Raw genomic sequence first — 26,919 nt, 5'->3', positions numbered from 1 at the left:
GCAACTCCTTACGCGGCTGCGCCCAGATAGGCGTCGATGGCCTGCTGTCGCGCGGTTGCGTCCTTCAGCTCTTCGGCGCTGCGATGCCCGACGATCCGCCCGCCGCGCAAAAAGTGCAGCTCGTCACACAGGCGCATCGTAACGGCGAGGTTCTGTTCGACCAGCACAATGGCAAGGTCGGATTCCTGTCGGATCGTGGCAAGCCGGTCAAAGACCCGACGCACCAGCAGAGGCGCGAGGCCCAGCGAAGGTTCGTCGAGAAGCAGGAGTTTCGGGTCCGCGACCAGCCCGCGACCTATGGCCAGCATCTGCTGTTCGCCGCCCGACAGGCGCCAGGCCTGGCGATCGACCTTTTCGGCAATCTCCGGAAACAGCTCGAGCACCATGTCCATCCGCCTTTTTCGCTCGGCAGCCGGCTTCTGGTAGCCGCCCAGGACAAGGTTTTCACGTACGGAGAGGTCTCCGACAATCTCGCGTCCTTCCGGCACATAGACGATCCCCTTGGCGACGCGGGTGCGGGCGGGCAGGGTGCTGATGTCTTCGCCGTTGAACATGACTGTCCCGGTTGCCGGAGTCAGACCGGAGATGGCTTTCATGATCGAGGATTTTCCGGCGCCGTTGGCGCCCAGCAGGGCGACAACCGAGCCCTCGCCAACGGCGAAGGACGCGCGGTTTACCGCCGGGGCGCCTGAGCCATAGGCGACAGACAGGTTTTCGACGCTTAGAAGGTCACTCATCGTCATCGCTCCCCAGATAGATGCGGACAACATCGTCGTTGGTACGGACCTCGCCGGGCGAGCCAACGGCGACGAATTCGCCGAAGTTCAGCACATAAATGCGGTCGCAGATCGACATCACGAGATCCATGTCATGTTCGACAACAACCATCACCAGGTCGGTCGAGGCCAGTTTGCGCAGCACCGCCGTCAGATCACGGGTTTCCGAGTTGTTGAGCCCTGCCGCAGGTTCATCCAGCATCAGGACCGACGGTTTGCCGACGACCGCGCGCGCGATCTCGACCAGGCGCTGCATGCCGGGGGGCAGTTCGCCGGGAAACTTGTCGCCGACATCCGGAAGACCAAGGTCCGCCAGGGCGGCATCGGCCGCCCGCGCCATCTCTTCGCGTTCGCGAATGCCCTTGGTCAGAGGCAGGAAGGCCGAGAACCACCCCGCCGTTCCGTTCCGTGCGATCCCCATCATCACGTTTTCGCGGACCGTCAGATCGGGGCAGAGTGCGACATGCTGAAAGCTGCGGACGATGCCCTTGGCCGCGCGCGCGGCGGGGGGCAACCCGTTCAGCGGCTCGCCCGCGTAGGAGATCGTCCCTTCCTGAGGTGAGTACGCCCCGGTGAGGCAGTTGAAGAGGCTGGTCTTGCCCGCGCCGTTCGGGCCGATCAGCCCGGTGATCTCGCCCGCACGGAATTCCACGTCGAGGCCTTTCAGCACCTTGATCCCACCAAAGGACAGCGCGATCCCCTCTCCGCGCAGGGCGTGTGTCTGCTGGTCCATCATGCGGTCTCCGATTTGCGGGCCATCGCCTTGCGGATGCGTGGCATGTAATGGCCAAGCAGGATCATCCCGAGCAGTGCCAGGCCGTAAAATACCGGGATCCACGCGCCTGAAGAGGACAGCAGCTGTGGAACCAGCGTGACAAAGGCACCACCGATCAGCACGCGGGGCAGCGACAGCCCGTAAAAGCTGACAACCGACCCGACAAGCAGGAAGATTGCCTGCCAGAAGGTGAAGCCGCCGGGCGAAACAGTGGAACCCGAAAAGGCCAAAGTCGCCCCGCACAGCGCACCGATGCCGCCCGAGATTCCCATGATCGAGATCCGCGCCCAGACCCGGCGCGTGCCGAAGGCGTCGGCCGCCGCCGGATGCGTCTTCGCCAGAAGCAGCGCCATGCCCTGACGCGAGAGCCGTAGCCGAGCGACCGCGAAGCAGACGATCACCAGCATCGCCAGCGCCACGTAGTAGCGTTGCAATCCCATGCTTGCGCCCGGAATGAAGGGTGTCGCGACATAAAGGCCTTCGTAGCCTCCGGTAAGCGCGTCGAAGTTGTTGATCATCTCGGGCACGGCAAGGGCCAGCGCCAGCGTGGTCACGGCAAGATAGATGCCGTGCAGGTTTCGCGACGGCCACGCGAACAGCAGGCCAAGCGTTACGCCGAGACACAGCGCCAGCGGCACCGAGGCCCAGAGCGAAATGCCATAGCGCGTGTCCAGAACGCCGACGGAATAGGCCCCGAGCGCAGTGAAGAAGGTGTGGCCGATCGAGACTTCGCCGCCGTAGCGGACAAGCAGGGATACCGCGAGCACGCCGATGGAATTGGCAAAGCACAGGCCAAGCGTGAAGGTCCATGACCCGCCCAGAAGGTAGGGCATGAACATCAAAACGGCTACGAGGATGCCCGCGGTCACGCCGGGGGTGATACTCCCGGACAGACGGGCCATTGCGGATCGGTCGGGTGACATATGGGTCGCCTGGTCAGACACGGGAGCCTCCGACATTCTGAAGAATTCCGTTCGGGAAGATGTTCAGCGCCAGAAGGATGACCCCAAGAAGGAAGGTCGATGAGTATTCGGGCGAGACATAGAAGGTGAAGAGGTTCATCAGCACGCCGATCAGCACCCCGCCAACCAGCGCGCCGGGCAGGGACGCAAAGCCGCCGATCACCGCCGCCGCAAAGGCCTGAAGCATGAAGGTTGCCACGGTCGTGACCGAGAGGAAGGTTGTCGGCACGATCAGCAGCGCCCCGATCACCCCGAGGATCGCCGCCGTGATCCAGGCAAAGTAGTGCACCGACTTGAGGTTCAAACCGCAGACTTCGGCCGCGAATGGATTCTCGGAGATCGCGCGGAAGGCGATGCCCAGCTTGGTATAGTCGATCACGATGAACAGCGCGCCGATCGTGACGATCGCGACCGCCAGCACGGTCAGGTCGTAGCCCGTGACGAGCAGGCCCAGAACCGAGAAGGCGAACCGCGGGATCGGCAGGTCAAGCGCCACGATATCCGCGCCGAACATCAGCAGGGTCACGCCCTGCGCGATCAGGCCGAAGCCAAGCGTGGCGATTGTCGAGGTCAGGTCGCTTTCGAACACGAGGGGTGAAATGATCGAATAGATCAGGAAGGCAATCGCCACGGCGGCGAGCATGGCGACCAGCACCGCCGCGCCCCATGACAGCGACATGAGTACGCCGGACGACAGACCGTAGACAAGAAATGCCGTCAAACCCGCCACGTTGCCGTGGCTGAAGTTCACGACCTTGGAGCATTTGAAGATCATCACCAGCCCGAGCGCCCCAAGCGCGTAGAGGCAACCGGTGATCATGCCCGACCACATCAAAGGAAAGAGGTCGTAGATGAGACTGTCCCAAAAAGTCATTAGGTCCCCCCGAAAGTTCCGTTTTCGACTAGCTGGATGACGGCAGGAAAATAGCGGCCTCCCAATCCGTTCTCGACCGCGGCCTGATAGTAGGCGCGCGCCTCGGCGGCGGCGGGCAGGGGAGTCGCTGTCTCCTGCGCAAGATCAAAGACATAAGAGATGTCCTTGAGAACGTATTCAGGCGGGAAGGATTTGTCGGGGAAGTCGCGCGGCGCCATGGCCTTGCGCCCGTGATTGCGCAGCACGAAACTGTCACCCGATCCCTTGGACACCGCGTCCAATAGCGTATCGGCACTCACACCGGCCCGCTCACCCAGCACGATCATTTCGGCCAGTGCCACGGTATTGGCAAACACCAGCATGTTGTTGACCAGCTTGAGCACCTGGCCCGCCCCGACATCGCCGCCATGCGTGACGTCGGAGGCCATGTAATCAAGGATAGGTTTGATGCGGTCGTAGACCTCTGGCGCGGCGCCGACCATAATGCTCAGCTTGCCCTGCTGTGCCGCCTCGCGGGTGCGCGCGACGGGGCAGTCCGCAAAGTCGATCCCGTGATCATCAAGAAGCTGACCGGCCTTTCGGGCATCCGCGACGGTCGTTGTCGACAGGTCGACCACGACCGTTCCCGATCCGGCGGCCCTGGTGATGGCGTCAGCCACTTTCAGAACTTGCGGGCCACCCGGCAGCGACAGGCAAACGATGTCTGCCGCGGCCGCCAGGGCCTCGATGCTGCCCATGCGTTCGACCTTGGTATCCTCAAGCGCGGCAAGCGCCTCTTCGGACAGGTCAAAGCAAAGCACGCGGCCGGGATGTTTGGTCGCGATGTTGCGACACATCGGTCCGCCCATCACACCCAGACCGATGAATCCGATAACGTTTGTACTGGTCATTGCCTCAATCCATCAACATGCCGCCGTTCACGTCGAGAACGGTTCCGGTGATCCAGTTGGAGGCGGGCGAGGCGAGGAAGAGGATCGCCTGGGCGATGTCTTCGGGCTGACCGTATCGACCCAGCGGCACGTTGCCGTTTGCGGAGGGCGCGGCGCGCTGCGTCACGGTTTCCCACATCGGGGTTTCAACAGGGCCGGGGGCGATCACGCTGGCATAGATGCCTTTGTCGGCTCCGTTCTTGGCGACCCATTTCATCAACCCATGCACCGCCGATTTTGCCGCGACATAGGACGGCCCGGAGGCGACGCCGCCGATCTTTGATGCGATGGAGCCGAGGGCGACGATCTTGCCCATGCCTTGCTCGGCCATCAGGGGAAAAATCTCGCGCACCGGATTCACGACGCCCATCAGGTTCACATCCAGGATCGACTGCCATTCGTCATCCGTGGAGTCGACGAGGTGCTTGTGAGAGATCGTCCCTGCACAGAGGATCAGGGCGTCGATCGCGCCGTGCTGTGCCTTGGTTTCGGCAATGATCGCCTTTGTTTCCTCGCGCGATGTCACGTCGTAGCGGCGGTAAGAGATCGAATTTGACTCGAATTGCGCGCTGTCAGCGATGTCTGTCGCGATGACCGTCGCGCCGGCATCGGCCAGGGCGAGCGTTGTCGCGCGGCCGATACCGCCTGCGGCGCCGGTCACGATTGCGACCTTGCCGTCCAGACGTGCAGGCCCACTAACTGGGATAAATGACATGGGTCCCCCCGGAGGTGTCTTGATTGCAAAGGCCCGCCGACGGATGCGTCGGCGGGCAGCGGGCCGGATTACTGGCCCATCGACGCGTCGAACGCGACAGACGGATAGGTCTGGAAGTCCCGCACCAGAACGAATTCGCCGTCCTTGTACTGGATGATGCCTTCCTGCCGGGTGCCGCGGTGGTCGCCTTCAACAAAGGTCACACCCCGTGCGCCGCCGACGGCCGCGTCTTCCATGGTGTTCATCACGGCGACCATATTTTCGCGCGTGATCTCCTTGCCGCTGTCGAGCAGCATCTGGAACCCCTTGTGGAACAGCGCCGCGTTGCTCCAGCCGTTCAGGCCCAGAACGCCAACGGGATCTTTCGGGTAATATTTGGCAACCGCTTCCCGATAGGCCACGATCTCGGGTTCGTCACTTGCCACAGGCAGCAGCCAGGACGAGAAATAGACGCCTTCAAGCAGGTCGCCGGTCAGCTTCAGTGTCGACGGGTCAGCGGTGAAGAACGGACCAAACCACGCGACATCGACGCCCTGCAGATCTGCGGCCTTCAGCGCTGCCGCAAGATTGGCGTTCGATCCGTAAAGGATAACCGTCTCGGCGCCAGAATTCTGGATGCGGCGGATATGTGCGCTGAAGCTTGTCGTCTTCACGTCGAACGGGATGGATTCGACGGGCTCCATTCCAAGGTCGGACATCACCAGGTCGAATCCGCGCTTGGCGGATTTGCCCAGTTCGTCATTTTCCCACAGCAGGGCGATTTTTGTATGTCCAAGGCCGTTGGCTGCATATTCCGCCGACGCCCCTGCAGACCAACCATAGTCGGGCAGAAGCGGAAACACCGAAGGCTCGACGAAGAACTGGCTTGCGCCGCCGACAGGTCCGATGATCGGAACGCCCGCTTCGTTGGCGTAGGGGATCACCGCGACATTGGTTGCCGTGCCAAGCGGCGCGGCAAGAGCGAAGATCTTGTCGTCCTCGACCAGAGACCTTGCGACGGCGACGCTGCGCGCGGGGTCATAGCCATCGTCCTTGGTGATGAAATTGAACGTCCACCCATCGACCTCGCCGGATTCGTTCAGCATCTTGAAATATGCTTCCGAAGCGTGGGTGAGGGTGGCGTAAAAGGGCACAGGGCCCGTGATCGGCGTAAAAGCCCCGATCGTGATGACCTTGTTTTCCAGATCGACGCCCGTTTCCGCATGGGTCTGCGTCGCGGCAAAAGGCGCGATCAAGAAGGCGGCTGTCGCGACGCCCTTCCAGATACCGTCTAGCATGAGTTCTCCTCCCTGGAGCATTGTCTTTGTCGTTTGTATTCCCGGCCGGCCACTCGCCGACTGCCGCATGATGCATTACCAATGCTAAGTGTCAACAATTTACATTTTACACTAGCCGGGCTACTCTTTAATCGGCTACCTCCTGCATCAGCGCCATACCGATTGCATCAAATAATGCATTATGCATTGCAAGGATGGCAAGAAAAATTGCACAAAGCGGATGAAATGGCTGATCTTGGGTCGTCTATGACGGAGAATAATGCATGAAAATCGGAGTTTTGGCGGGAAAAACGGTGGTCGAACTTGGCAGTATGATCGCGGCCCCCTTCGCCGCTCACCTGTTGAATCAACTCGGCGCCGAGGTCATCAAGATCGAACCGCCCGCGGGTGAAACCACCCGAAAACTTGTACGCGGCGGCCCGAGCGGCAGCTACATCGCCTTTAACCGGGGCAAACGCAGCCTGTGCCTCGACATGACATCAAAGCAGGGCCAGGCCGCCTTTCGAAAGCTGCTGGCCCGCGCGGATATCGTGCTGCACAACCTGTCGCCCAGTGCCGCCCGCAAGCTGGGTGTGACCTTCGACGCCTGCAATGACATCAATCCGAACATCATTTTCTGCCACATCAAGGGCTATGGCGCCGGACCGCTGGCAGAGCAGGTCGCCTCGAATCCAATCGCCGAAGCGGCGACGGGCGTCATGTACTACAACCGCCCGGATGGTCGGCCCGCGCGTCTGGGTCCGTCCTACCACGACCAGTTCGCCGGCTGTTACGCGGCCATAGCGATTCTCTCGGCGCTTATGTCGGACCGATCTGACGAGCGGCGGAATATCGAAATCGGGCTTTACGAGACGGGCTTGCATATCGCGGCTCGCGATCTTCTGGGGGTCCAGCTGAAATCGCAGCTGCTTGGTCGGCCAGAGCAGGAGCCCTCTGCCGAGTTTTCGATCCCGGGCTATGGCGCATACGAAACCCGCGACGGTCGCTGGATTTATCTGGTGATGCTGACGGACGACCACTGGCGCAAGTTCTGCGCAGCATTGGATATTGCGGAAGATCCCGATTTGGCGACCTTGCGCCAACGCCGTGCGCAAAGGCCCGAGGTCGAACACATAGTCGCGCGCGCGATTGCCGAGTGCGACTTCGATCAGGCCATTGCGCGCCTTGAGTCACGCGGGGTCGGTCATACCGAAGTTCTGCCGCTGGATCGCGTTCTGGAAACGCCGCAGGCGCAGGCAGGCGACAAGGTGACTGACTTCGGATTCGCCGGGTATGAATTCCAGACTCCCGAGCTCCCGCTTGGCCCCTTGCTGGGAGATGTTTCAGACTCCCTGCCGCCTCCGCTGCTTGGGGAACACACTGCCCAGATCCTGCGGGACATCGGCTATTCCGATGCCGAGGCCGCCGATCTTGTCGGATCGGGCGCTGCGGTTGTTGCAGATCCCGATCGCGCCCTGTGGGCAAAGCCAAAGACCCGGGCAGAAGCTCCCGGCTAGATACTGTCAACAGTTGACATTGATTCGCTGCAGGGTAAGACTGGCTCCACTCAGGACAGGACAACTGAAATGGCTGAAGCAGTCTTACATCACGGGCGAAGCAGCGATCCGGCCGAGCGGCGCAGGATTTTCCGTGCGCAGGTGGCAAAGCGGAATGCCGCTCTTCTGCCGGGCGCGGCCAACGCCCTGACCGCGCGGATCATCGAAGACTTGGGGTTCGGCGCGGTTTACCTGACAGGCGCGGGGCTGACGAATACAACACTTGGCCTTCCCGATCTCGGGCTGGTCACGGCCTCTGATCTTGTCGATGCCACGTCCCGCATCTCGGATGTGTGTGAACTGCCGTTGCTGGTGGATATGGATACCGGTTTCGGCAATGCGCTCAACGCCTATCACACGGTGCGGCGGCTGGAGAGGGCAGGCGCGGCGGCGATCCAGATCGAGGATCAGGTTTTTCCCAAGAAGTGCGGTCATTTCGCCGGCAAGGGCGTGGTCCCCCTGGGCGAGATGCTTGGCAAGCTCAAAGCCTGCCTTGATGCCAGACAGGACGAAAACACGCTGATTGTCGCCCGCACCGATGCGCGCGCGGTTCAGGGGTTCGATGCGGCGCTGGACCGGGCGCAACAGATGATAGAGACTGGCGCCGACGTGATTTTTGTCGAAGCACCGGAAACGCGCGAGGAGATCCTCAAGATCGCCGAACTGCCGGCGCCTCAGATCATCAACCTCGTGATCGGAGGCAAGACACCGATGCTTGACTACGCCGAACTCAAGACCGCCGGGTTCGCTTTCGCGCTCTATGCCAATGCGGCGCTTCAGGCGTCGGTCCTGGCCATGCAGCAGGTGCTGGGCTCGCTCGCCGAACATGGGTCACTGGCGCAGGTGTCAGATCGGTTGGCCAGTTTCTCGGAACGGCAGCGCCTGGTCGGCAAGCCACAGCTTGATACGCTTTCGGCGCGCTACGAAGGTTCCTGATCCAACATGACTCTCCGCGACCTGCCTGCAGCCTTCTGGCGCGGCGGCACCTCCAAGGCGGTGGTGTTCCGGATCGAAGATCTGCCGCCGGATCGCACGGATTGGAATGCGATCCTGCTCGCCGTCATGGGCTCGCCCGATCCGAATGGTCGTCAGCTTGACGGCATGGGGGGCGGGCTGTCGTCACTCTCCAAGGTGTGCGTGATCGGCCCGCCAACGCGCGCGGATGCGGATGTCGATTTCACCTTCGCGCAGGTTCCGGTCGGGCCGGGCCCGGTCGATTACGGCGGCAACTGCGGCAACATGATTTCCGCCATGGGCCCGGCAGCGCTGGACCTTGGGTATGTCGTCGGCCCGTCAGATGGCATGGCGCACGTCCGGATCCACAATACCAACACGTCCAAAGTCATCGTCAGCCACTTCCCGGTGCGCAATGGACTCCTGGAGACCAAAGGCGATCTCTCGATCGACGGTGTCGCCGGGTCTGCGGCGCCCGTTCGCCTGGAGTTCCTTGAACCCGGCGGCGCCAAAACCGGGAAATTGCTTCCCACCGGGTCGCCGATGAACCCGCTTGAAATCAACGGCCGCACGATCCATGCCAGCCTTGTCGATGCCGCCAATCCCTGCGTCTTTGTCGCGGCCAGTGACCTTGGGCTGACCGGGGCAGAACATCCTGACACCCTGGCCAAGACGTCGCGTTTTCTCGAAACGATGGAGGCGCTGCGTTGCGCCGGGTCCGTGCGCATGGGGCTCACTGCAGACATGAGATCCGCCGCCGCCATGCCCAGCCTCCCCAAGGTCGCCATCGTCGCCCCGCCAACAGATGCCACCCTGCTGTCGGGTGCGATCTTGCGGGCGTCAGATGTGTCGATCATGGTCCGCATGCTGTCGATGGAACAACCGCATCGCGCGGTGCCCATCACGGGGTCGATCTGCCTTGCTATTGCAGCACGGCTGCCCGGCACGATCCCTGCGGCGCTGTGCGCGGCGCACGACGGCCCTCTCTCCATCTCGCACCCCTCGGGGAGCACGCTTGTAGACGCCCGGATCACTGGAACCGACGACAGGCCCCATGCCGTCAGCGGAAGTGTCTACCGTACCGCGCGCAAGCTCTTCTCGGGTCTGGTCCACTATCGCACGTGAAAAACCCCGGCCGGTCGACCGGGGCCCTGCTTTCATTATTCCGAAAATACTCCTGCCAGAGGCAAGGCCCGCCTCTGGCGGGCCTCGTACATTATTCCGCCGGCTCGGCCACTTTCGCCGATGCGCCAACATATCCCGCGGCACTTTCGCCCGCCAGCTTGCCAAAGACCGAGCCCGACATCAGGCCGGTGCCACCGGGGTAATTTTCGTAGAACAGCCCGCCAACCAGTTCGCCCGCCGCATACAGGCCGGGGATCGACTGGTCCGTCATGTCCTGCACCTCGCCCTTGGTGTTGATCTGCAACCCTCCAAAGGTAAACGTGATGCCCGTGGTGCAGACATAGGCCTCGTAGGGGCCCTGGTTGATCGGCAACGCCCAGTTCGTCTTTTCTACTGCCAGCCCCTTGGTCGTAACCCCGTCAAGGATCGAGGGGTTGTACTCACCGCCCTGGCAGGCGTCGTTATACGCCTGCACAGTCTTGGCCAGCTTGGCTGGATCAAGGTCAAGCTGCTCTGCCAGCCCTTCGATCGTGTCGGAGGTCGCCTTCGTCACTTCCTTGATCCGATATTCGTCGCGCAGCCGGTGGATCGTCTGCTGGTCGAAGATCTGGATCGCGGTGCGGTTCGGCTGCGCCATGATCTCGCGCCCGTATTTCGCGTAGGTCAGGTTGCGATAATCGGCCCCTTCGTCGACGAAGCGCTCGCAGTCGGTGTTGACCATGATGCCAAGCGGGTAGGAGTGTTTCTGGAAGTTGTCCAGAACCCACCTGTCGCCATAGGGCGGGGCCGAGATATCCCATTCGCAGGCATGGCAGGACGACCAGTTGCCATAGGGTTTCGCGCCGATGTCCAGCGCGGCCTGAATGCCTTCGCCCATATTGTGACGTGTTCCGCGGACGCGGCAGAGATCCCAGCCGACACCAAGGTAGCGCACCCGCCACTGCTGGTTGGATTCAAATCCGCCACAGGCAAGGATCACGGCCTTGCCCCTGATCTCGCCATAGCCGTTCTTGGTGCGGACCTTGACGCCGGTCACCGTGCGGTCTTGCGACTGCAGCAGCCCGATGGCCGCCGTGCCATAGCGGATTTCGATGCCCAGCTTTTCCGCCCGGGCGATTTCCGCCTCGACCAGCCCCGCGCCACCTCCGACAGCTTCGATATTCACGCCGCCATAGAAATGGTGTTTGCCGTCCACAAGATAGGACTGGCGTCCGAACATCGGAACGAACCGGATGGAATGGCTGCGCAGCCAGCCCATGGTCATGCGCGACCGGTCGACCAGCAGCTGGGCAAGATCCTCGTCCGTCTGGTAACGGGTGACTTCGCGCATCTGGTCCATGAAAAATTCACGGCTGTGCGGCGGCAGGATGATCTGGTTGCGCTCTTCCTCGCTGAGGTCGGTCAGGATGTCCTCGGTCACATCCTCAAGCCCCTCATGCGCGAACCGGAAGCCGCCGGCCGTGAAATAGGAATTGCCGCCTCGCTCTTCTTCCGGGGCGCGTTCCAGCACCAGCGTCCTGGCTCCGTTCTCATGTGCGGACAGCGCCGCGCAGAGGGCTGCATTCCCGGCCCCGACAACAATTACGTCATAATCGCTCAAGATATCACTCCCTTTGTGGCCGCGGCGCGGCATCAATCTCGTTGCAGCTTTCGTAAGGTGTTGACAGTTGACAGTCAAGGCGGATCAGGCCAAATGTTGCAGGCGTCGCCGGAACTGACCGGTGCACGTGTCGAAGAAAGGAGCATTGCGGTGCGGCACTATGGATTGTTTATTGGCGGTGACTGGACCAAGCCCGGGCAGGGGGCCGAGTTCGACGCGATCAACCCGTTTACTGGCGAAGCCTGGGCAAGCCTGCGCGAAGCCAGTCCCGACGAAGTCGGTGATGCCGTTGCAGCCGCCGCAGCCGCGCAGCCCGGATGGGCCGCCACGAATGGCGCGACGCGGGCACAAATCCTGAACCGGATCGCCGACGTGATCACCGCACATGCCGATGACATGGCGGTGTTCGAATCGACCGACAATGGCAAGGTCATACGGGAAACCAGCTCTCAGATGCTGTTCGCCGCGCGGCTTTTCCGGTTCTACGCCGGTTATGCCGACAAACTTTTCGGAAGCACCATCCCGCTCGATAACCCGACGATATTCGATTACACGACACGCGAACCCTATGGCGTTGTCGGCTTGATCACCGCCTGGAATTCTCCGATCACGCTGCTGTGCAACAAGTTGCCGGCGGCCCTGGCGGCGGGGAATACCGTCGTCGTCAAACCCTCCGAGCACGCATCCGTCTCGACGCTCGAATTCTGCAACCTTCTTGTCGAGGCGGGGTTGCCCGCGGGGGTCGTCAACGTGGTCACCGGCGGGGCAGAGACCGGTACAGCACTGGTCCGCCATCCCGCCATCGCAAAGGTCAGCTTCACCGGCTCGCCCGGCGTCGGCCGCAAGATCGCAGGTATGGCTGGCGAACTGCTGAAACCGGTGACGCTGGAACTTGGCGGGAAATCCCCCAACATCATTTTCGACGATGCCGATGCCGAAGCCGCCACGATTGGTGCCTTGGCCGGCATCTTCGGCGCCACGGGCCAGACCTGCGTGGCGGGCTCGCGGCTGTTCGTCCAGCGCGGGTTATATCAGGATATCGTGGATCGGCTGGCAACCCGTGCCAAGGCCATCCGGCTTGGCGACCCGCTGGATCCCAAATCCGAAATGGGAACGGTGGCGAACCAGCCCCAGTTCGACCGGATCATGCAGTCCATTGAAACCGCAAAGTCCGACGGAGCGCGGCTGGTGGCCGGCGGCGGACGTGCCACGGGCGAGGGTCTGGGCAAGGGCCTGTTCGTTCAGCCGACAATCTTCGCCGACGCCCGGAACGACATGGCGGTGGCGCAGACCGAAATCTTCGGCCCTGTCCTGACCATCATCCCGTTCGAGACAGAAGAGGAAGCGGTGACCATGGCCAACGACATTCCCTTCGGCCTCGCCTCGGGAATCTGGACCAAGGATATCAGCCGCGCGATGCGTCTGATCCCGCAGATGAAATCCGGCGTCGTCTGGGTGAACACCTATCGCATGGTCGCGGCGCAGGCCCCGTTCGGCGGCACCAAGGAAAGCGGCTTCGGGCGTGAACGCGGTGAAGCCGGAATTGCCGAATTCACCACCACGCGCAACGTGATGATCGACTATTCAAGCGAAGCCAGAGACCCCTTCGCGATCAAGAACTGACACGGCAACCGGACGGAATTGGGAGGACACGAGATGCGGATCAAAGGTAGCAAATTCATGGTGACCGGGGGGATCAGCCTCATCGGATCCCACGTGACGGAACAGTTGCTGGAGCAGGGCGCGACAGAGGTCATCCTGTTCGACAACTACTCGCTTGGCAGCACCGACATGATCGGACATATCCTCAAGGATGACCGGGTCCGTTTGATCCGCGGCGACATCACGCGGGTCGGCGAGTTGTATAACGCGCTCGAAGGTGTCGACGGCATCTTTGCCATCGCCGGTTTCCTGACCCTTCCCTTTGCCGCCAATCCCGAGCTGGGAATCACGGTCAACGCCCTGGGCCATGTCAACGTGCTTGAAGCCGCGCGCTATCGCGGTGTGAAAAAAGTGATCTTCTCCTCTTCCGTCGCGACCTATGGCGATCCGGAGCCGGGGCTGATCGACGAAACCCGGCCCTTCCGGTTCCACACCATGACGCCCCCGGGCGTGCTCTACGGATCGACCAAGATCATGGGCGAACAGCTTGGCCGCCTCTATTCCGACAAATACGGCGTGCAGTCGGTGTCTCTCCGCTATGCCACGGTCTATGGCGAGCGGCAGCATTACCGGGGCGTGAACGCGCTGTATATCATCGACACCTACGACAAGCTGATGCGGGGCGAGCGTCCGCGGATCCCCGGCGACGGGTCAGAGGTGCACGATTATATCCACGTGGCCGACGTTGCCCGGGCCAACCTGATGGCGATGACAAGCGAGGTGACCGCCGAGGCCTTCAACGTCGCCACCGGAACGGCCACCAATCTTAACCGCCTGTTCGAAATCATCGCGGACATCGTCGGCTCTGACCTCAAGCCAGAGTATGGTGACAGGGAAGGCGCGGTGCGCGTGACAACCTCCAGCCAGCTGGATTTCTCGATTGAAAAGATCGGTCGGATGATCGGCTGGACACCGCAGGTCTCGATCGAGGAGGGGATCGCCCGGCTGATCAAATGGCGGCAGGCACAGGGGTAAATCATGACGAAACACGACGTTGAAACCAGCATCGGCCCGTCGCAGGCGCTCGCCGATTTCGCCGCGCGGACCCGGTTCGAGGAGATTCCCGCCACAGTGCTGGATCGCGCGCTGATCCACATTCTGGATGGTTTGGGTCTGGCGGTCGCTTCAACCACCTTCCCGTTTGCCGGGCCGACCCTGTCCGCTGTGAAGGATCTGAGCGGTGGCGCCGGATGCAGTATTATCGGTCAGGGATTTCGGGCCGCCCCGCGCGACGCGGCCATGGCCAACGGGGTCCTGATCCATGGGCTGGATTACGACGATACCCATCTTCAGGCGATCGTTCACCCGACTGCGGCGGTGTTGCCCGCCGTACTGGCAGTCGCCGAAGACCGAAACCTTTCCGGCAAGGACGCGCTGACCGCCTTCTGCATCGGGATGGAGGTTTGCATTCGCCTGGGTGCGGCGGTGAAAGGCGGCTTTCATCATACCGGTTTCCATGCAACCGGGGTGCTTGCGCATTTCAGCTCCACGCTCGCCGCCGGCCGGCTGATGGGCGCCACGGCCAAAGACCACGTCAACGCCTTCGGAATTGCCGCCAGCACTGCATCGGGCGTTCAGGTGTTCCTTGAAGAAGGGGCCTGGACGAAACGGCTGCATCCGGGTTGGGCTGCGGCTGGTGGCATCACGGCTGCCACATTGGCCCGGCACGGGTTCGTCGGCCCGACCCGCGCGCTCGAAGGGCGCTTCGGCCTGTTCGACACGCACTTGCACGAACATGCAAAGGACGTCGATACCAGCTTCCTGTCCGACGGTCTGGGCGACACCTGGATGATGGCCGATACAGCGCTGAAACCCTATCCGGTCTGCCACTTCATCCACGGCGCGGCCGACGCGGCCCTGTCGCTCTACCCTCGGATAGAAGGGGCAGAGATTGCCTCGGTCGACATCGCTCTGCCTCAGGACACGCTGAAGATTGTCGCCGAACCGATCGAACACAAACGCCGCGCACGCAATGAATACGAAGCCAAGTTCAGCGCGCCCTTCGTTGTCGCATCGACGCTCCTGAAAGGCCGGTTCGGTCTGTCGGATCTGACAGACACCGCCCTTGCGGATTCGCAGGTCCAGGCCCTGGCGCAAAGGTGCAGCTGCCATGCCGATCCGCAGTCGCTGTTCCCCGAGTATTTTTCCGGGGGCGTCCGGGTCACAATGGCGGACGGTCGGGAACTGACGGCCCATGTGCCGGTCAACAGCGGCGCGGGCGATCGCAAGATGACGCTGGCAGAGACGACGGACAAGTATTTGCAGAACACCGGTCTTGCCATGCCGGACGATCAGGCGATGACGATCCGTGACCGTGTTTTGGCCATGGCGCAGGAACCCGTGACGAACCTGATGGCGGCGTTGCGCGCAGAATAAGGATCAGCCGGCGGCGGCCTCTGCCTTTTCCATGGCCAGCTGCGCATGCAGCCGCGCATTGCGAATGTGCGTCCGCATGGCCGCTTCGGATGCATCCGGATCACCCGACGCCAGCGCGTCGAGAATGGCGTGATGCTCCGCCAGTGCGGCCGTCGCCCGGCCTGACATCGTCGACGACTTGTAACGGTAAAGCCGCAGCAGGTCGTACAGATCGCCCGAAATCATCGAGATCAGATAGTCGTTCTGAGAGGCTTTCGCGATGCGGAAGTGAAAATCGAAATCGCCGCTCTGCTGGTAATAACCCTCGCCCGACAAGACCTCCTGATGAGAAGCGTGATCTCCGAGCATCGCGCGCAGTTCTTCGATTTCCACTGGAGAGATGCGTTCGGCCGCAAGACGGCAGGCCATACCTTCCAGGGCTTCTCGCACGCTCAACAGCTCTGACAGGCGCCCGGGAGAAAGCTCGACCACGCTGACCCCTATATTGGCTTTGCGCTCCAGCAGACGGCGACCTTCCAACCGACGGATCGCTTCGCGAAGGGGCCCGCGGCTTATGCCGAAATCGGCGGCAAGCACCTGCTCACGCAGCCGTTCTCCCGGCGCAAGCTCGCCGCCGATGATCGCGGCTTCCAACCGCTCGGTGACAGCATCCACAAGTGATTTCGCTTCGATTTTGGGCATGTCAGGTCTCTCGGCCTGTAGGATGAAGGACTGCTGCGCAACAGAGGCAGGTGTTGAATGTTGACACTAAACCACTGCCATGACCTCGGCAAGCATTCCCAGTCGACTGACAAATTTTGTCGACGCGGCAATCCAGCCCCATCGACTTGTAAACAGGTCACGTGACGGCCGGGCGCGTTTCCCCCGGCAGCCGAACCTCCATCCACTCGGGCAGGTAGCTTCGGCCTGCCCGCAGATCCTGGATTTGCGCCCTCAGCTTGGCCATGAACTGGTTCGCCAGTGGGGAGGCCATGCGATCTCTGGGCCGGAAGGCCGAAAAGGTGAACTCGATCGACGGGTCGAAGGGAACCGCAACCACATCCGGCCAGAAATTCTGACGCACGCCCATGGGCTCGACAATCGCCACGCCCACGCCACGTGACACAAGCGCGTTCGCTTCGGCCGAGGCAAAGACCTCGATCCGCATCTTGCGGGCAACCCGGTATTGCTCGAAGACCCCGTCGGTAATGTGCCGCATCCGCGTATCGCGCGTGAAAGAGATGAATTCCTCTCCTTCCAGATCCTTGGGCGTCAAGCGCTCGCGCGACGCCAGCGGATGATCCTTGTGCATGACGCAGACAGAGCTGACGTGGAACAGCGGTTCGATTTTCAACGATGGGTGCTGGAACTGGGTGACGGAAAAGCCGATGTCGCAATTGGCCGACAGCAGATCCGGGCCGACGTTCGAAGACATATCCATCAGCACATCCACATCCGGGTTTTCAGCGCAGAATTGCGACAGGGAATCCGCCACAAGCGTCAATCCGAGAGTCGAGCCGGTGACAATGCGAAGCTCGCCCGTCCGAAAGGTTCGCAGGTCTTCGGCGAAGCGTTCGACATCCGACAGGGACGCAAAGAGTCGCCGTACTTCGTTATACAGAAGGCGGGCTTCATCCGTGGGAATGAGGCGCCGTTTCTCTCGCAGGAACAGGGTCAGCTTCAGATCAATTTCCAGCCCGGCGAGCATCTTGCTCATCGCCGGTTGTGTCACCAGCATCCGATCGGCGGCCGCGGTGACGGTGCCGGTTTCCATGAACTGGATGAACGCCTCTAGCTGGCGATGGGTGATGCGCATGAGGGGGCCTCCTTGGGGTACCTTAATGGTGACCCGCTGGCAGGCAACGACATCTTGGCAAGCCGTCCACCGTCAGACGGCCAGAGGAGGCCAACGGTCTGCCCAAGGCATCATCGCTTCAATCGCCGCCGCGATGCCAAGCAACCGTTCTTCGCTGTGCCAAGGTCCGACGATTTGCATACCGATCGGAATGCCCGTGGACGACATGCCCACCGGCACAGACATGGCCGGATGCCCCGAGGCGTTCTGCGGCACCGTATAGGGGTACCATGCCTTGCGGAGCATCCCGTGGTTCACGCCGTCCACGATCAGCGGTTCGTCCTGTTTCTGATCGGCGGCCAGCGATGGCGTGGTGATCGTGGGCGTAATGTAGATGTCGGCTCCGTCGAACTGCCGCTCGACCTCGTGGAATATGTCGGTCCGGGCCTTCATCGATTTGGCGAGGGATTCGTACGTCAGCTCTGGGTTGGAAGTCAGCGACATCCTGGCCGTGCGATCCAGCTTGTCACCATGCGTTTCCATCAGGTGACCGAACCGGGCGTATTGATAGCCCCGCATGAAGATCAGCGCGTTGTTGATATCGTAAACCGGATTGTCGATCTGGCCGACATCCCTGGCCCCCGCGTCTGTCATCTGCTGCACCGCATTCCGCACGGCGGCTTCAACTTCGGGATCGACCCAATCGTTAACCGTGCGCATCACGACGCGGATGCGCAGCCCCTTGAGCGCTGACATCGGATCAGAGGGCAGGGCGACCGGATCGGTCGAGCTGCCAAACGACATGGGATCGCGGCGGTCGGGGCCCTTCATCGCGTTGAAGCCCAAGGCAAGGTCCGACACGGTGCGGGCCATGACACCTATCACGGTCAACGATCCGAACACGTCGGGCGTGGTTTCGTGGGGGATCGCGCTCCACGTCGGTTTCAGGCCGGTGACGCCGCAGGCCGAGGCCGGAATGCGCCCCGAGCCCGCACCGTCCGAAGACACATGGAGCGGGCCAAACCCCATCGAGGCGGCGATGCCGGACCCGCCGGACGACCCGCCGCAGCTGCGCGACAGGTCCCATGGATTGCGGCTGATACCATTGATCGGACTGTCGGTCAGAACCTTGTGCCCGAATTCCGGGGTGGCGGTTTTCGCAAACGGGATGGCTCCGGCGCGGCGCAGGCGGGCGATGGCTTCGGCGTCTTCCTCGGCGATCTGCCCTTCAAAGGCATATGATGCCATTTCCATCGGCAGGCCTTTGACTTTCAAAAGATCCTTTGCCGTGACCGGAACCCCCTGCAGGTCGCCGGGGGCTTCCCCGTTTGCCAGCGCGGCATCGCGGGCGTCAGCCTCGGCCATGGCAAGCTCGGGATCGACGTGGGCAACGCCGTTGGTGTCGGTGTCCAGCCGCTCGATACGGTCAAGAACGGCACGCATCAGGGTAGCGGCCTTGATCTCTCCGGTCTTCAGACGGGGCAGGATTTCGGTGGCGGACATACGGCACAGGTCGTCGTCGGTCATGGTCTGGTCTCCTCTTCACCAGTCATAGTGGCGCGAACGGGTCTGGGGCGCACCCCAATCGCTGGTGTCAAAGCCGCAGAAGCGCCTTCGCGTTTTCACCAAGCCATCTGTCGGCAATGTCGTCGTCGATGGGCAGGGCCCGGATCTCGTCGATGGCGCGTTTCATCGGCAGCATTGGCCAGGCGGTCCCGAACAGCATCCTGTCTTTCAGGATCGTGCGCCCGTATTGCATCAGCGGTCCATAGCCCGAATGTTCCACGCCCAGCAACTTGGGCCGCATCGCAACCAGCCCGATCGACAGGCCCGGATGGCGCCAGGCCACGGCCAGCAGCTCCTCGACCCAGGGCCAGCCCGGAGGCGAGGCGATGACCCGCAGTTCAGGGAAATCGCAAAGCACCTTGTCGAGCAGCATGGGCCGCCCGAATTCGGGCGAGGATTTGAGCGAGAAGTTCGTGCCGACATGAATATTCACGGGAATATCCAGCTCGATACACTTGGCATAAACCGGGTACATGCGCCGGTCATCAACCGAAAGCTTGTTTTCAAAACCTTGAATGTTCAGGCCCTTGAGCCCCAGCTCGTTCACCGCGAATTCCAGCTCGCGCAGCGCCGTCATGCCCTTGTTCGGATCAATACCGGCAAAGCCCAGAAATCGCCCCGGATAATCCGCGACGACTTTGGCGACCGCTTCGTTGGTGACGCGCCCCCCGAATGTGGTTTCCACATCGCGCGCCTTGATGACGGTCAGGTCGATGCCCGCGTCATCCACCGCGGCGAACCATTGTTCCAGATCCATTTCCCCGCGGTCGGCCGCCTTTTCCGCCGTGGCATAGACCCGGCGGTAGTTGGCCAGATGGGCACCGTCAGGCAGCGAAAGTTCGGGGATCGGCGGAGTGGCGCCGTAATCGATAATCATGCGTGGCTCCTATCGCCAGACCCGGTCGACGCGGTCGAAGGCTCCGACGCGCTGATCCTGCCGGTCTTTCGTCAGTTCGGTTTTTGCGACCTTGAATGATGGGGTGCGCGGCATCTCTGCGATAAATTCAAAGTACCGAGGCACCTTGAACGAAGCGAGCCGCCCCTCGGCGTAGCCCACGATCTGGTCGATCAGGGCCTCGTTGCCTTCGTGCCCATTCTGAAGTGTCATAAAGGCTTTGACCTCTTCACCGCGCATGTCGTCTGGAACGGGGACCAGCGCGACCTCTTCGATCTGGTCCATGTCGCGCAACACGCCTTCGACCTCGCGGCAGGCGATATTTTCGCCCGAGCGCCGGATCATGTCCTTCTTGCGCCCGACGATGTAATGAAAGCCACGCGCGTCTTTGCGAAACAGGTCGCCGGAATGGAACCAGCCATCTTTAAGCGCCTTCTCCGTCGCTTCCGGATTGTCGTGGTAGCCCTGAAAAATCCCGGGCCCGCGGATCAGCAATTCGCCGATTTCCCCGGTGGCCACCTCCTGCCCCGCGTCATCGACCAGACGGGTTTCGCGGTATGGAGAGGCGATGCCGCAGGTTCCGCTGCCGACCATGTCTTCGGCTTCAAGCGGCACATACATGCCCGAGCCGATTTCGGTCATGCCAAAGGCTTCGCGGGCCTGGAAACCGTATCGCGCCTCGATCTCCTTGTGGGCCGAGGCGCGGACGCCGTAGATGTTGGCCCGCTTCACGACGTTCTGTTTGTCGTGCGGGGCAGGGGGCTGTTTGCTGGCCGCTTCGGGGAACAGGCAGAACTCGATCTTGTGGTCCGCCAGCCAGCCCGAGAACCTGGTGGCGCTTTGCTTGCGTCCAACCACCAGAGTGCCCCGCTGATACATGGCCATCAAAAGCAGCCATTGCGGATCCATATAGCTGAAAGGCGTGGTCGCGAGGATCCGCTTGTACCGCCGACCGTCCCGCCACGCGTTGACCATACCCGTGGTCAGCCAATAGCGATGCGTCAGGCGGCATCCCTTGGGCAGCCCCGTCGTTCCCGATGTGTATTGCAGATTGACTAGCGTATCGCGGTCGATTTCGGGCGCGGGGCACTCGTCGGCCCGAAAGCGGGTGAATTTCTTCTGCCAGTCTGCCGTTCCGACAATCACGACCTTCACGTCAAGATTGCTGCCATCCAGAATGCCGGCCAGGTCTTCGTGGATCAGCAGCAGGCGGGCGCCAGAGTTCTCGATCTGGTAAGCCAACTCGCGCGCTGTCGAACGCGTGTTGACCGGAACCATGACGCCGCCAATCCGGGCAAGTGCCAGCCACGCCAGCGGCATGTCCGGCACGTTGGGCAACATCACCGCCACCCGGTCCCCCCGCCAGATGCCTTCGCCCGCCAGAAAGGCCCCCATCTTCTTGCTGTCGCGGCTCACCTCGGAATAGGTGGCCGATGTGCCTTCGTCGAAGAATTCCCATAAGGTGGCGTCCGGGCAAATCTGGGCCGTACCATCCAGAAGCGCCGGGATCGACTGCGGCATCGGAGCGTTTTCAATCGCGTCGTGGCGTTCTTTTTGAGTTTGCTCAGGGGTCGTCAGGGGAACGGGCGTCATCGTGAATGCGATCCAGTCTGTCTCAGTCGGAGGCGAGATTTCGCCGTGGGATGCATCCACCTAGCCAGCCCTGTCGCAGACCTGCAAATTGCGAATTGCCCGCAAATTATTCCCAGATGTTATGAACTTGGAATTTCCCAAAATTCTTTCCTTTCAGAGCCTTGGTAAAAATTGAACCGGCCCGCAAAACATGAAGTTTTGGAATGATGTCCATTTGACTTGATATTTGACTTGCCCCCCCGGTTCGGCGGCACAGTGAGCCATGTTCGACGCTTTCCATAGCCTTGCCAACCAAGACCGGAGCAACCGATTGCCCCTGACATCCTCTTCTGACCAGCCGATCCTGCAGATCGATTCCGTCACCAAATCCTTTGACGGTACGATCGCCGTGAACGACGTGACACTTGATGTTGTCGAAGGGGAATTCGTAACGCTTCTGGGCCCCTCGGGCTGTGGCAAGTCGACCTTGCTGCGCATGCTGGCCGGGTTTGAAACCCCGACCTCGGGCCGGATCCTGATGCGGGGCAGGGACATGTCCAGGCTGCCCGCCTATGACCGGGACATCGGCCTTGTATTCCAGAACCTTGCGCTGTTTCCGCATCTGAACGTCTACGACAACGTGGCCTTTGGCCTGCGCGCCCGCAAAAGGACCGAAGGTCTGGACAGCAAAGTCCGCGATGTCCTGTCGCTGGTCGGGTTGGACGGGTTCGAAAAACGCCGCACGGGCCAGATTTCGGGCGGGCAAAGGCAACGCGTCGCCCTTGCCCGGTCGTTGGTGACCTCGCCAGACGTCCTGCTGCTGGACGAGCCATTGTCGGCGCTGGATTTGAAACTGCGGCGGCAGCTTCAGGTCGAGTTGAAGCGCATTCAGCGCGAAACCGGCATCACCTTTATTTTTGTGACCCACGATCAGGAAGAGGCGCTGTCGATGTCCGACCGGATCGCCGTGATGCAAGCCGGTCAGGTCGAGCAGTTTAGCACCGCAGTTGAAACCTATCACCACCCGCGCACCCGTTTCGTCGCGCAGTTCGTTGGAGAAACCAACCTGCTTGAGGGTCAGGTGACGGCAAAATCCGGCGGCGATGTCACGCTGCGTGTTGTGGGCGTCGATCAGCCGATGACTCTGCCGGCACCGGCCGATCTTTCGGCAAATACTGGTGACACCGTCGCCATATCCATCCGACCGGAACACATGCGCGTCGGTCCGTCCGAATGCCCGGCCCTGACTGGCACGGTGGTGTCGCACAGCTTTTCCGGCGCCACGGTGACCTATGCGCTGGACAGCGCCGCCGGTCCGATGCTGGCGCAGACGCCCTTCCAGACCGGGCAGGGGCATCCCTTTGCACCGGGCCATCAGGTTCGGCTCAGCTGGCCGATCGCAAATGTAACGGTGATCCCGGCTTAACCGGGGCGAAGAAACCCAATCAGGAGGATTAGAGATGAAGTTTACAAGACGTCAGGCAATTGCCGGCGCCCTGGGCGCAACGACAGCGCTTTCGCTGCCAGGCGGAGTTTTCGCGCAATCAGGACAGATCCTGCATGCCTCTTGGGGTGGCGGCGTCGGGGACACCTGGACCAAGGCCTTCGCCGAACCCTATACGGCGGACACCGGAACCGATGTGCGCATCGTCGAACTGCCCAATCCCGAAGCGCAGTTCCGGGCACAGGCGGGCAACCCGCAGTATCACACCGGGATCGGCACTTTCGTACAGGGTGTGAACATGATGCGGGATGACATGCTGGAGACCTTCAGCATCGACGAAATCCCGAACATGAAGAACATCGATGAAAAGTTCTGGCTGAAAACCGAAGACGGCCGCATCGCCGGGGTCACGCCATATTTCGCCTATTATGGCATCGCGGTGAACACCAACGAAGCGTCGGTCGATGATTTCCAGACGTGGAAATCCGTCGCCGATCCGAAATGGGAAGGCCGGTTGGGCATGACCCGGCCGATCTATCTTTCGACATATGACCTGACCATCCTGTCCAAGACGGCAGGTGGCGACGAATACAACACCGGCGGTGGGATGGACCTGCTGAAGGGCATGGCGAAGAACGTGCTGAACGTGTCCAACTCTCTGGCGCAGCAGAACACCATGCTGGAGCGTGGCGAAGTGGCCGCGATGCCCTTCTATTCGGTGCGCGTCTGGTCACTGAACGAAGCGGGCGTGGATTACGTCAAGATCGTCATCCCCGAGGAAGGTGCCCTGTTGCTGCCCTACGCGATCTTTGCGCCCAAAGGCGTGAAAGACCGCGAGATGGTCGCGGAATGGCTGAACTATATCGCGTCGGCCGCGCCGCAGGAACGCGGCATGGCGGCGTCGGGCTATATCCCGGCAAACGATCAGGCCGAGGCGACCGATGATATCCGCGCCAAGCTGGGCATGGGATATCAGGAACTGCGCGCGAAGCTCTATCAGCCCGACTGGGGCTATATCGCGGAACACCAGAAAGACACGGTTGCCGCCATCGACCAGATGCTGGCCGAACTCTGATCCTCCCCGGACCGGGTCAGCCGGTCGTCTGTCCCTGCCAGTGCCCCGGGGCATTGGCAGGGCTTTTTACCAAACCGGAGCCGCATTTCGTGCCCAGATCCCTTCGTATATCCCTGTTGCTCTTGCCGTCCGGGCTTTTGATGGCTGTCTTCGTTTATGGCCTGATCCGGCTGATCGGGTCTTCGCTGATTGTCGATGGCACGCTGGATTTCACGTATTACGAAGCGATCTTCAGCCGCTCGGATTATGTCGCGATGCTGGGCCGCACGTTGCGGATTGCCGCGATGACCACGTTCTTCAGCCTGCTGCTGGGGTTCCCCACCGCCTATTACGTGGCGCGCTACAGGGGCAACCGGAACATCCTGCTGCTTCTCATCATCTTTCCGTGGCTCGTGTCGATTGTCGTGCGCAGCTATGGCTGGGTGGTGATCCTTGGCCCGCGCGGTCTGATCAACGGGGTTCTGACCTGGACAGGCGTGGTCGAACGGCCATTGAAGCTGATGTACAACGATTTCGGCGTGATCCTTGGGCTGGTGCATGTGCTGCTGCCCTTCATGATCATCGCGATCCTGTCGGTTCTGATGCAAATCCCCCGCACGCTGGAAGAGGCTTCGATGAGCCTTGGGGGGCGTCCCGCCCACAGCTTTCGCACCGTGCTTTTGCCCCTGGCGATGCCCGGCGTTCTGACAGGGATTACGCTGGTCTACCTGATGGCGACCGGCGCGATCGTGACCCCGCTGCTGCTTGGCGGTCTGGGCGACACCATGCTGGGGACCGAGATTTTCCAGGAAGTCATGCATTTCTTTGACTACCCCAAGGCCGCCGCGCTGGCGACGGTTCTGCTGGTCACCGCATTGGCCGTCGTGCTGCCGATCCAGCTTCTGGAACGCTGGCTGAGCGCGCGCCTGTCCGACGGAGGTGCCCTGTGATGTCCCGGTATATCGCGCTCGCCGTCCTGCTGTTCCTGCCGCTGCCCATCGTGATCGTCGTCTTGTCGTCCTTCACCTCGGCCGGGTATCTGTCATTCCCGATCAAGGGTGTGTCTCTCAAGTGGTACGCCGAATTCCTGGGATCTGCCGATTGGCTGAAGGTGCTTGGCACCTCGGCACTTCTGGCGCTGATCGGGGCGTTTGTCAGCACCGCCGCATCCTTTGCCGCCGCATGGGCCGTGGTGCGCCACAAGATGCGATTTGGGACGGCCTACGAAACCATCCTGCTGACCCCGCTCATTTTTCCGCACGCCGCGATCGGGGTCATCATGATCGTGACTTTGTCGGGGCTGGGCTGGTTGGGCACCTTTACCGGGCTGGTTCTGGTGCACTGCATCCTGACGATCCCCTATGCCTACCGCCCTGTCGTGGCGGCCCTGCGCAAAGCCGATCCGGCGCTGGAGGAAGCCGCCGCCAGCCTGGGGTCGCGCCCGTGGAGAACCTTCTGGCAGGTGTCGCTTCCAGCGGTCCGACCGGGGCTTGTAACTTCACTCCTGTTCAGCTTCATCATTTCCTTTGACGAGGTGACGGTGACCATGTTCCTTGTCGGGCCCTTCGTCATGACCCTGCCGGTACAGGTCTTTTCCGAAGTACTGGAAAGCGCCAGCCCGATCATCGCGGCGGTGTCTGCGGCCCTGGTCCTGTTCACGTCACTGATGGTCTTCATTCTCGACAAGGTCGTCGGCATCCAGTTCTTCGTGGAGCGTGACTGATGAGCCTGATCCTGACCCCATATTGGTGGGAAGACGCCCCGCCGCGTCGGTTTGGAAACAACCCCCCCGCACGCACGGATGTGGTGATCGTGGGCGGTGGGTTCACCGGGTTGAACGCGGCCATCGCCTTGCGCGACGCCGGAACCGAAGCGGTGGTTGTAGAAGCCGAGGATTTCGGCTTTGGCGCCAGCAGCCGCAATGCCGGCCATGTCTCCAGCGGAGTGAACCTTGGCAAGTCGGCGTCGGCGTCGAACGTCCGGTCGCCGCTGGAACAAAGCCTGCCCGAAGGCGTCTTTGACCAGCTCAAGAGCGAAGCGGCGGCCTCGTTCGATTTCGTGGAACGGCGCACCGCTGAATTGCCGGACGCGGCGCTGTATCGTCGATCCGGGCGGGTCGTCTGCGCAACCCTGCCGGGGCATTTCGAAACGATGAAAGTCAAAGCGGTCAAGATGCGCCGCGACGGGGTGCAGCTTTTCGACCGCGACCAACAGCACAAGGTGATCGGGACCGACCTTTATCACGGCGCCATGACGATTGACCGCGCCGGACAGCTTCATCCGGGACGCTATGTCCAGGGGCTGGTCGATATGGCGGCGCAGCGCGGCGCGGTCCTGTGCGACAACACCCGTGTAACCGGCATTGAACGCGAGGCTTTGGGCTGGAAGGTGACGACCACGGGCGCGACGATCCGTTGCGGCAAGGTTCTGATCGCGACCAACGGCTATTCCGACAGGCTGAATCCGTGGGTGCGGCGCCGGGTCATTCCGGCGGCCAGCTATATCGTCGTAACGGACGAGCTGCCCGAGGGGCTGATCGACACGCTGCTGCCCGACGGACGGACAGCCGTGGATAGCCGCCGGTTGCTAAGCTATTTCCGGCCCACGCCGGATCGCAAACGTATCCTCTTTGGTGGGCGCGCCAGCCTGCGCATCCGTGACGCCGCCGAGTTGGCCGATGAACTTGCGGCCCGGCTGCACAGCGTTTTCCCGGAAACCAAAGGCGTTCCCATCCGCTATGCCTGGTCGGGGCAGATTGCCTTTACCTTCGATCTGCTGCCGCACCTGGGCGAACGCAACGGCATTGTCTATGCGCTTGGCTGCAACGGATCCGGGGTTGCGATGCAAAGCTACCTTGGCCACATGGCCGGGCAGGCCATCGCCGGAAAAGAGCAATCGGCCTTCTGGAATCTGAAGTTCCCGACCGTGCCGTTCTATCGCGAAAAGGCGTGGTTCCTGCCTGCCATGACCGGCTGGTACAGATTGCGCGACCGCATCGAACAGGTCACCGGTCGCTAAGCGTCCAACTCCGGATCTGTCGTGAAACACCCGGTG

Annotated in this window: 24 protein-coding genes; 11 read left to right on the top strand and 13 right to left on the bottom strand. The window is 61.8% G+C overall.

Translation table 11 applies throughout. The annotated features are described in order from the left end of the window. Positions 1-8: 8 nt before the first annotated feature. The 7 genes from FGK64_RS20505 to FGK64_RS20475 form a co-directional block, all read right to left on the bottom strand. Entirely contained in the window at positions 9-737 is a 729-nt protein-coding gene (locus FGK64_RS20505; RefSeq protein ID WP_138865739.1) for an ABC transporter ATP-binding protein, read from the bottom strand. After that, complete coding sequence (locus tag FGK64_RS20500; protein ID WP_138865738.1) at positions 730-1,509, bottom strand: ABC transporter ATP-binding protein; 780 nt, start codon at positions 1,507-1,509, stop codon at positions 730-732. The genes FGK64_RS20505 and FGK64_RS20500 overlap by 8 nt, the downstream gene beginning before the upstream one ends. After that, complete coding sequence (locus FGK64_RS20495) at positions 1,509-2,510, bottom strand: branched-chain amino acid ABC transporter permease (protein WP_210236604.1); 1,002 nt, start codon at positions 2,508-2,510, stop codon at positions 1,509-1,511. Before FGK64_RS20495 ends, FGK64_RS20500 begins: the two co-directional genes overlap by 1 nt. Further along, complete coding sequence (locus FGK64_RS20490; RefSeq protein ID WP_138865737.1) at positions 2,488-3,387, bottom strand: branched-chain amino acid ABC transporter permease; 900 nt, start codon at positions 3,385-3,387, stop codon at positions 2,488-2,490. Before FGK64_RS20490 ends, FGK64_RS20495 begins: the two co-directional genes overlap by 23 nt. Then, positions 3,387-4,277, bottom strand: a complete 891-nt coding sequence (locus FGK64_RS20485) for an NAD(P)-dependent oxidoreductase (protein WP_138865736.1) — start codon at positions 4,275-4,277, stop codon at positions 3,387-3,389. The genes FGK64_RS20490 and FGK64_RS20485 overlap by 1 nt, the downstream gene beginning before the upstream one ends. Positions 4,278-4,281: 4 nt before the next feature. Beyond that, positions 4,282-5,031, bottom strand: a complete 750-nt coding sequence (locus FGK64_RS20480) for an SDR family NAD(P)-dependent oxidoreductase (protein ID WP_138865735.1) — start codon at positions 5,029-5,031, stop codon at positions 4,282-4,284. 68 nt (positions 5,032-5,099) lie between these two features. After that, entirely contained in the window at positions 5,100-6,308 is a 1,209-nt protein-coding gene (locus tag FGK64_RS20475) for an ABC transporter substrate-binding protein (protein WP_138865734.1), read from the bottom strand. A gap of 263 nt (positions 6,309-6,571) precedes the next feature. Between FGK64_RS20475 and FGK64_RS20470 the strand changes: the two genes are divergently transcribed. The 3 genes from FGK64_RS20470 (at position 6,572) to FGK64_RS20460 (ending at position 9,922) form a co-directional block, all read left to right on the top strand. Beyond that, positions 6,572-7,804: a CaiB/BaiF CoA transferase family protein gene (locus tag FGK64_RS20470; RefSeq protein ID WP_138865733.1), complete on the top strand. Its 1,233-nt coding sequence runs from the start codon at positions 6,572-6,574 to the stop codon at positions 7,802-7,804. A gap of 69 nt (positions 7,805-7,873) precedes the next feature. Next, positions 7,874-8,779: an isocitrate lyase/PEP mutase family protein gene (locus FGK64_RS20465; protein WP_138865732.1), complete on the top strand. Its 906-nt coding sequence runs from the start codon at positions 7,874-7,876 to the stop codon at positions 8,777-8,779. Positions 8,780-8,785: 6 nt separating this feature from the next. Continuing rightward, positions 8,786-9,922, top strand: a complete 1,137-nt coding sequence (locus tag FGK64_RS20460; RefSeq protein WP_138865731.1) for a 2-methylaconitate cis-trans isomerase PrpF family protein — start codon at positions 8,786-8,788, stop codon at positions 9,920-9,922. Between the two features lie 91 nt (positions 9,923-10,013). On the opposite strand, the gene tcuA is transcribed toward FGK64_RS20460, so the two are convergent. After that, on the bottom strand, positions 10,014-11,522 hold the full coding sequence (gene tcuA / locus FGK64_RS20455) for an FAD-dependent tricarballylate dehydrogenase TcuA (protein ID WP_246057844.1): 1,509 nt from the start codon (positions 11,520-11,522) through the stop codon (positions 10,014-10,016). 150 nt (positions 11,523-11,672) lie between these two features. Here tcuA and FGK64_RS20450 point away from each other — a divergent pair, with 150 nt between their 5' ends. From FGK64_RS20450 to FGK64_RS20440, 3 genes are read left to right on the top strand one after another with little or no spacing between them, the layout of a single operon-like run. Beyond that, on the top strand, positions 11,673-13,145 hold the full coding sequence (locus tag FGK64_RS20450) for an aldehyde dehydrogenase (protein ID WP_210236603.1): 1,473 nt from the start codon (positions 11,673-11,675) through the stop codon (positions 13,143-13,145). Between the two features lie 33 nt (positions 13,146-13,178). Then, the gene (locus FGK64_RS20445) at positions 13,179-14,159 is read left to right on the top strand and encodes an NAD-dependent epimerase/dehydratase family protein (RefSeq protein WP_138865728.1); all 981 of its coding nucleotides are present in this window, start codon (positions 13,179-13,181) and stop codon (positions 14,157-14,159) included. A gap of 3 nt (positions 14,160-14,162) precedes the next feature. Continuing rightward, positions 14,163-15,560, top strand: coding sequence for an MmgE/PrpD family protein (locus tag FGK64_RS20440; protein WP_138865727.1), 1,398 nt, complete (start codon positions 14,163-14,165; stop codon positions 15,558-15,560). Positions 15,561-15,563: 3 nt separating this feature from the next. On the opposite strand, the gene FGK64_RS20435 is transcribed toward FGK64_RS20440, so the two are convergent. The 5 genes from FGK64_RS20435 to FGK64_RS20415 all read right to left on the bottom strand — a co-directional run bounded on the left by FGK64_RS20435 (position 15,564) and on the right by FGK64_RS20415 (position 21,388). Further along, the gene (locus tag FGK64_RS20435; RefSeq protein ID WP_138865726.1) at positions 15,564-16,241 is read right to left on the bottom strand and encodes a GntR family transcriptional regulator; all 678 of its coding nucleotides are present in this window, start codon (positions 16,239-16,241) and stop codon (positions 15,564-15,566) included. A gap of 157 nt (positions 16,242-16,398) precedes the next feature. Beyond that, positions 16,399-17,355, bottom strand: coding sequence for a LysR substrate-binding domain-containing protein (locus FGK64_RS20430; protein ID WP_138865725.1), 957 nt, complete (start codon positions 17,353-17,355; stop codon positions 16,399-16,401). Between the two features lie 72 nt (positions 17,356-17,427). After that, complete coding sequence (locus tag FGK64_RS20425) at positions 17,428-18,861, bottom strand: amidase (RefSeq protein ID WP_138865724.1); 1,434 nt, start codon at positions 18,859-18,861, stop codon at positions 17,428-17,430. A 67-nt stretch (positions 18,862-18,928) separates the two neighbouring features. Next, positions 18,929-19,777, bottom strand: a complete 849-nt coding sequence (locus FGK64_RS20420; RefSeq protein WP_138865723.1) for an amidohydrolase family protein — start codon at positions 19,775-19,777, stop codon at positions 18,929-18,931. 9 nt (positions 19,778-19,786) lie between these two features. After that, the gene (locus FGK64_RS20415; RefSeq protein ID WP_138865722.1) at positions 19,787-21,388 is read right to left on the bottom strand and encodes an AMP-binding protein; all 1,602 of its coding nucleotides are present in this window, start codon (positions 21,386-21,388) and stop codon (positions 19,787-19,789) included. A 310-nt stretch (positions 21,389-21,698) separates the two neighbouring features. Between FGK64_RS20415 and FGK64_RS20410 the strand changes: the two genes are divergently transcribed. The 5 genes from FGK64_RS20410 to FGK64_RS20390 all read left to right on the top strand — a co-directional run bounded on the left by FGK64_RS20410 (position 21,699) and on the right by FGK64_RS20390 (position 26,883). Further along, positions 21,699-22,793, top strand: coding sequence for an ABC transporter ATP-binding protein (locus tag FGK64_RS20410; RefSeq protein WP_246057843.1), 1,095 nt, complete (start codon positions 21,699-21,701; stop codon positions 22,791-22,793). Between the two features lie 34 nt (positions 22,794-22,827). After that, the gene (locus FGK64_RS20405) at positions 22,828-23,886 is read left to right on the top strand and encodes an extracellular solute-binding protein (protein ID WP_138865720.1); all 1,059 of its coding nucleotides are present in this window, start codon (positions 22,828-22,830) and stop codon (positions 23,884-23,886) included. Between the two features lie 140 nt (positions 23,887-24,026). Beyond that, positions 24,027-24,815, top strand: coding sequence for an ABC transporter permease (locus FGK64_RS20400; RefSeq protein WP_210236602.1), 789 nt, complete (start codon positions 24,027-24,029; stop codon positions 24,813-24,815). Next, positions 24,815-25,588, top strand: a complete 774-nt coding sequence (locus FGK64_RS20395; RefSeq protein ID WP_138865718.1) for an ABC transporter permease — start codon at positions 24,815-24,817, stop codon at positions 25,586-25,588. The genes FGK64_RS20400 and FGK64_RS20395 overlap by 1 nt, the downstream gene beginning before the upstream one ends. Beyond that, the gene (locus FGK64_RS20390; RefSeq protein ID WP_138865717.1) at positions 25,588-26,883 is read left to right on the top strand and encodes an NAD(P)/FAD-dependent oxidoreductase; all 1,296 of its coding nucleotides are present in this window, start codon (positions 25,588-25,590) and stop codon (positions 26,881-26,883) included. The genes FGK64_RS20395 and FGK64_RS20390 overlap by 1 nt, the downstream gene beginning before the upstream one ends. Positions 26,884-26,919 lie beyond the last annotated feature (36 nt).

The organism is Arenibacterium halophilum, from assembly GCF_005938225.1.
GTDB classification, from domain to species: domain Bacteria; phylum Pseudomonadota; class Alphaproteobacteria; order Rhodobacterales; family Rhodobacteraceae; genus Arenibacterium; species Arenibacterium halophilum.
The sequence above is the reverse complement of the archived record's forward strand: the minus strand, read 5'-3'. Positions and strand labels throughout refer to the sequence as shown.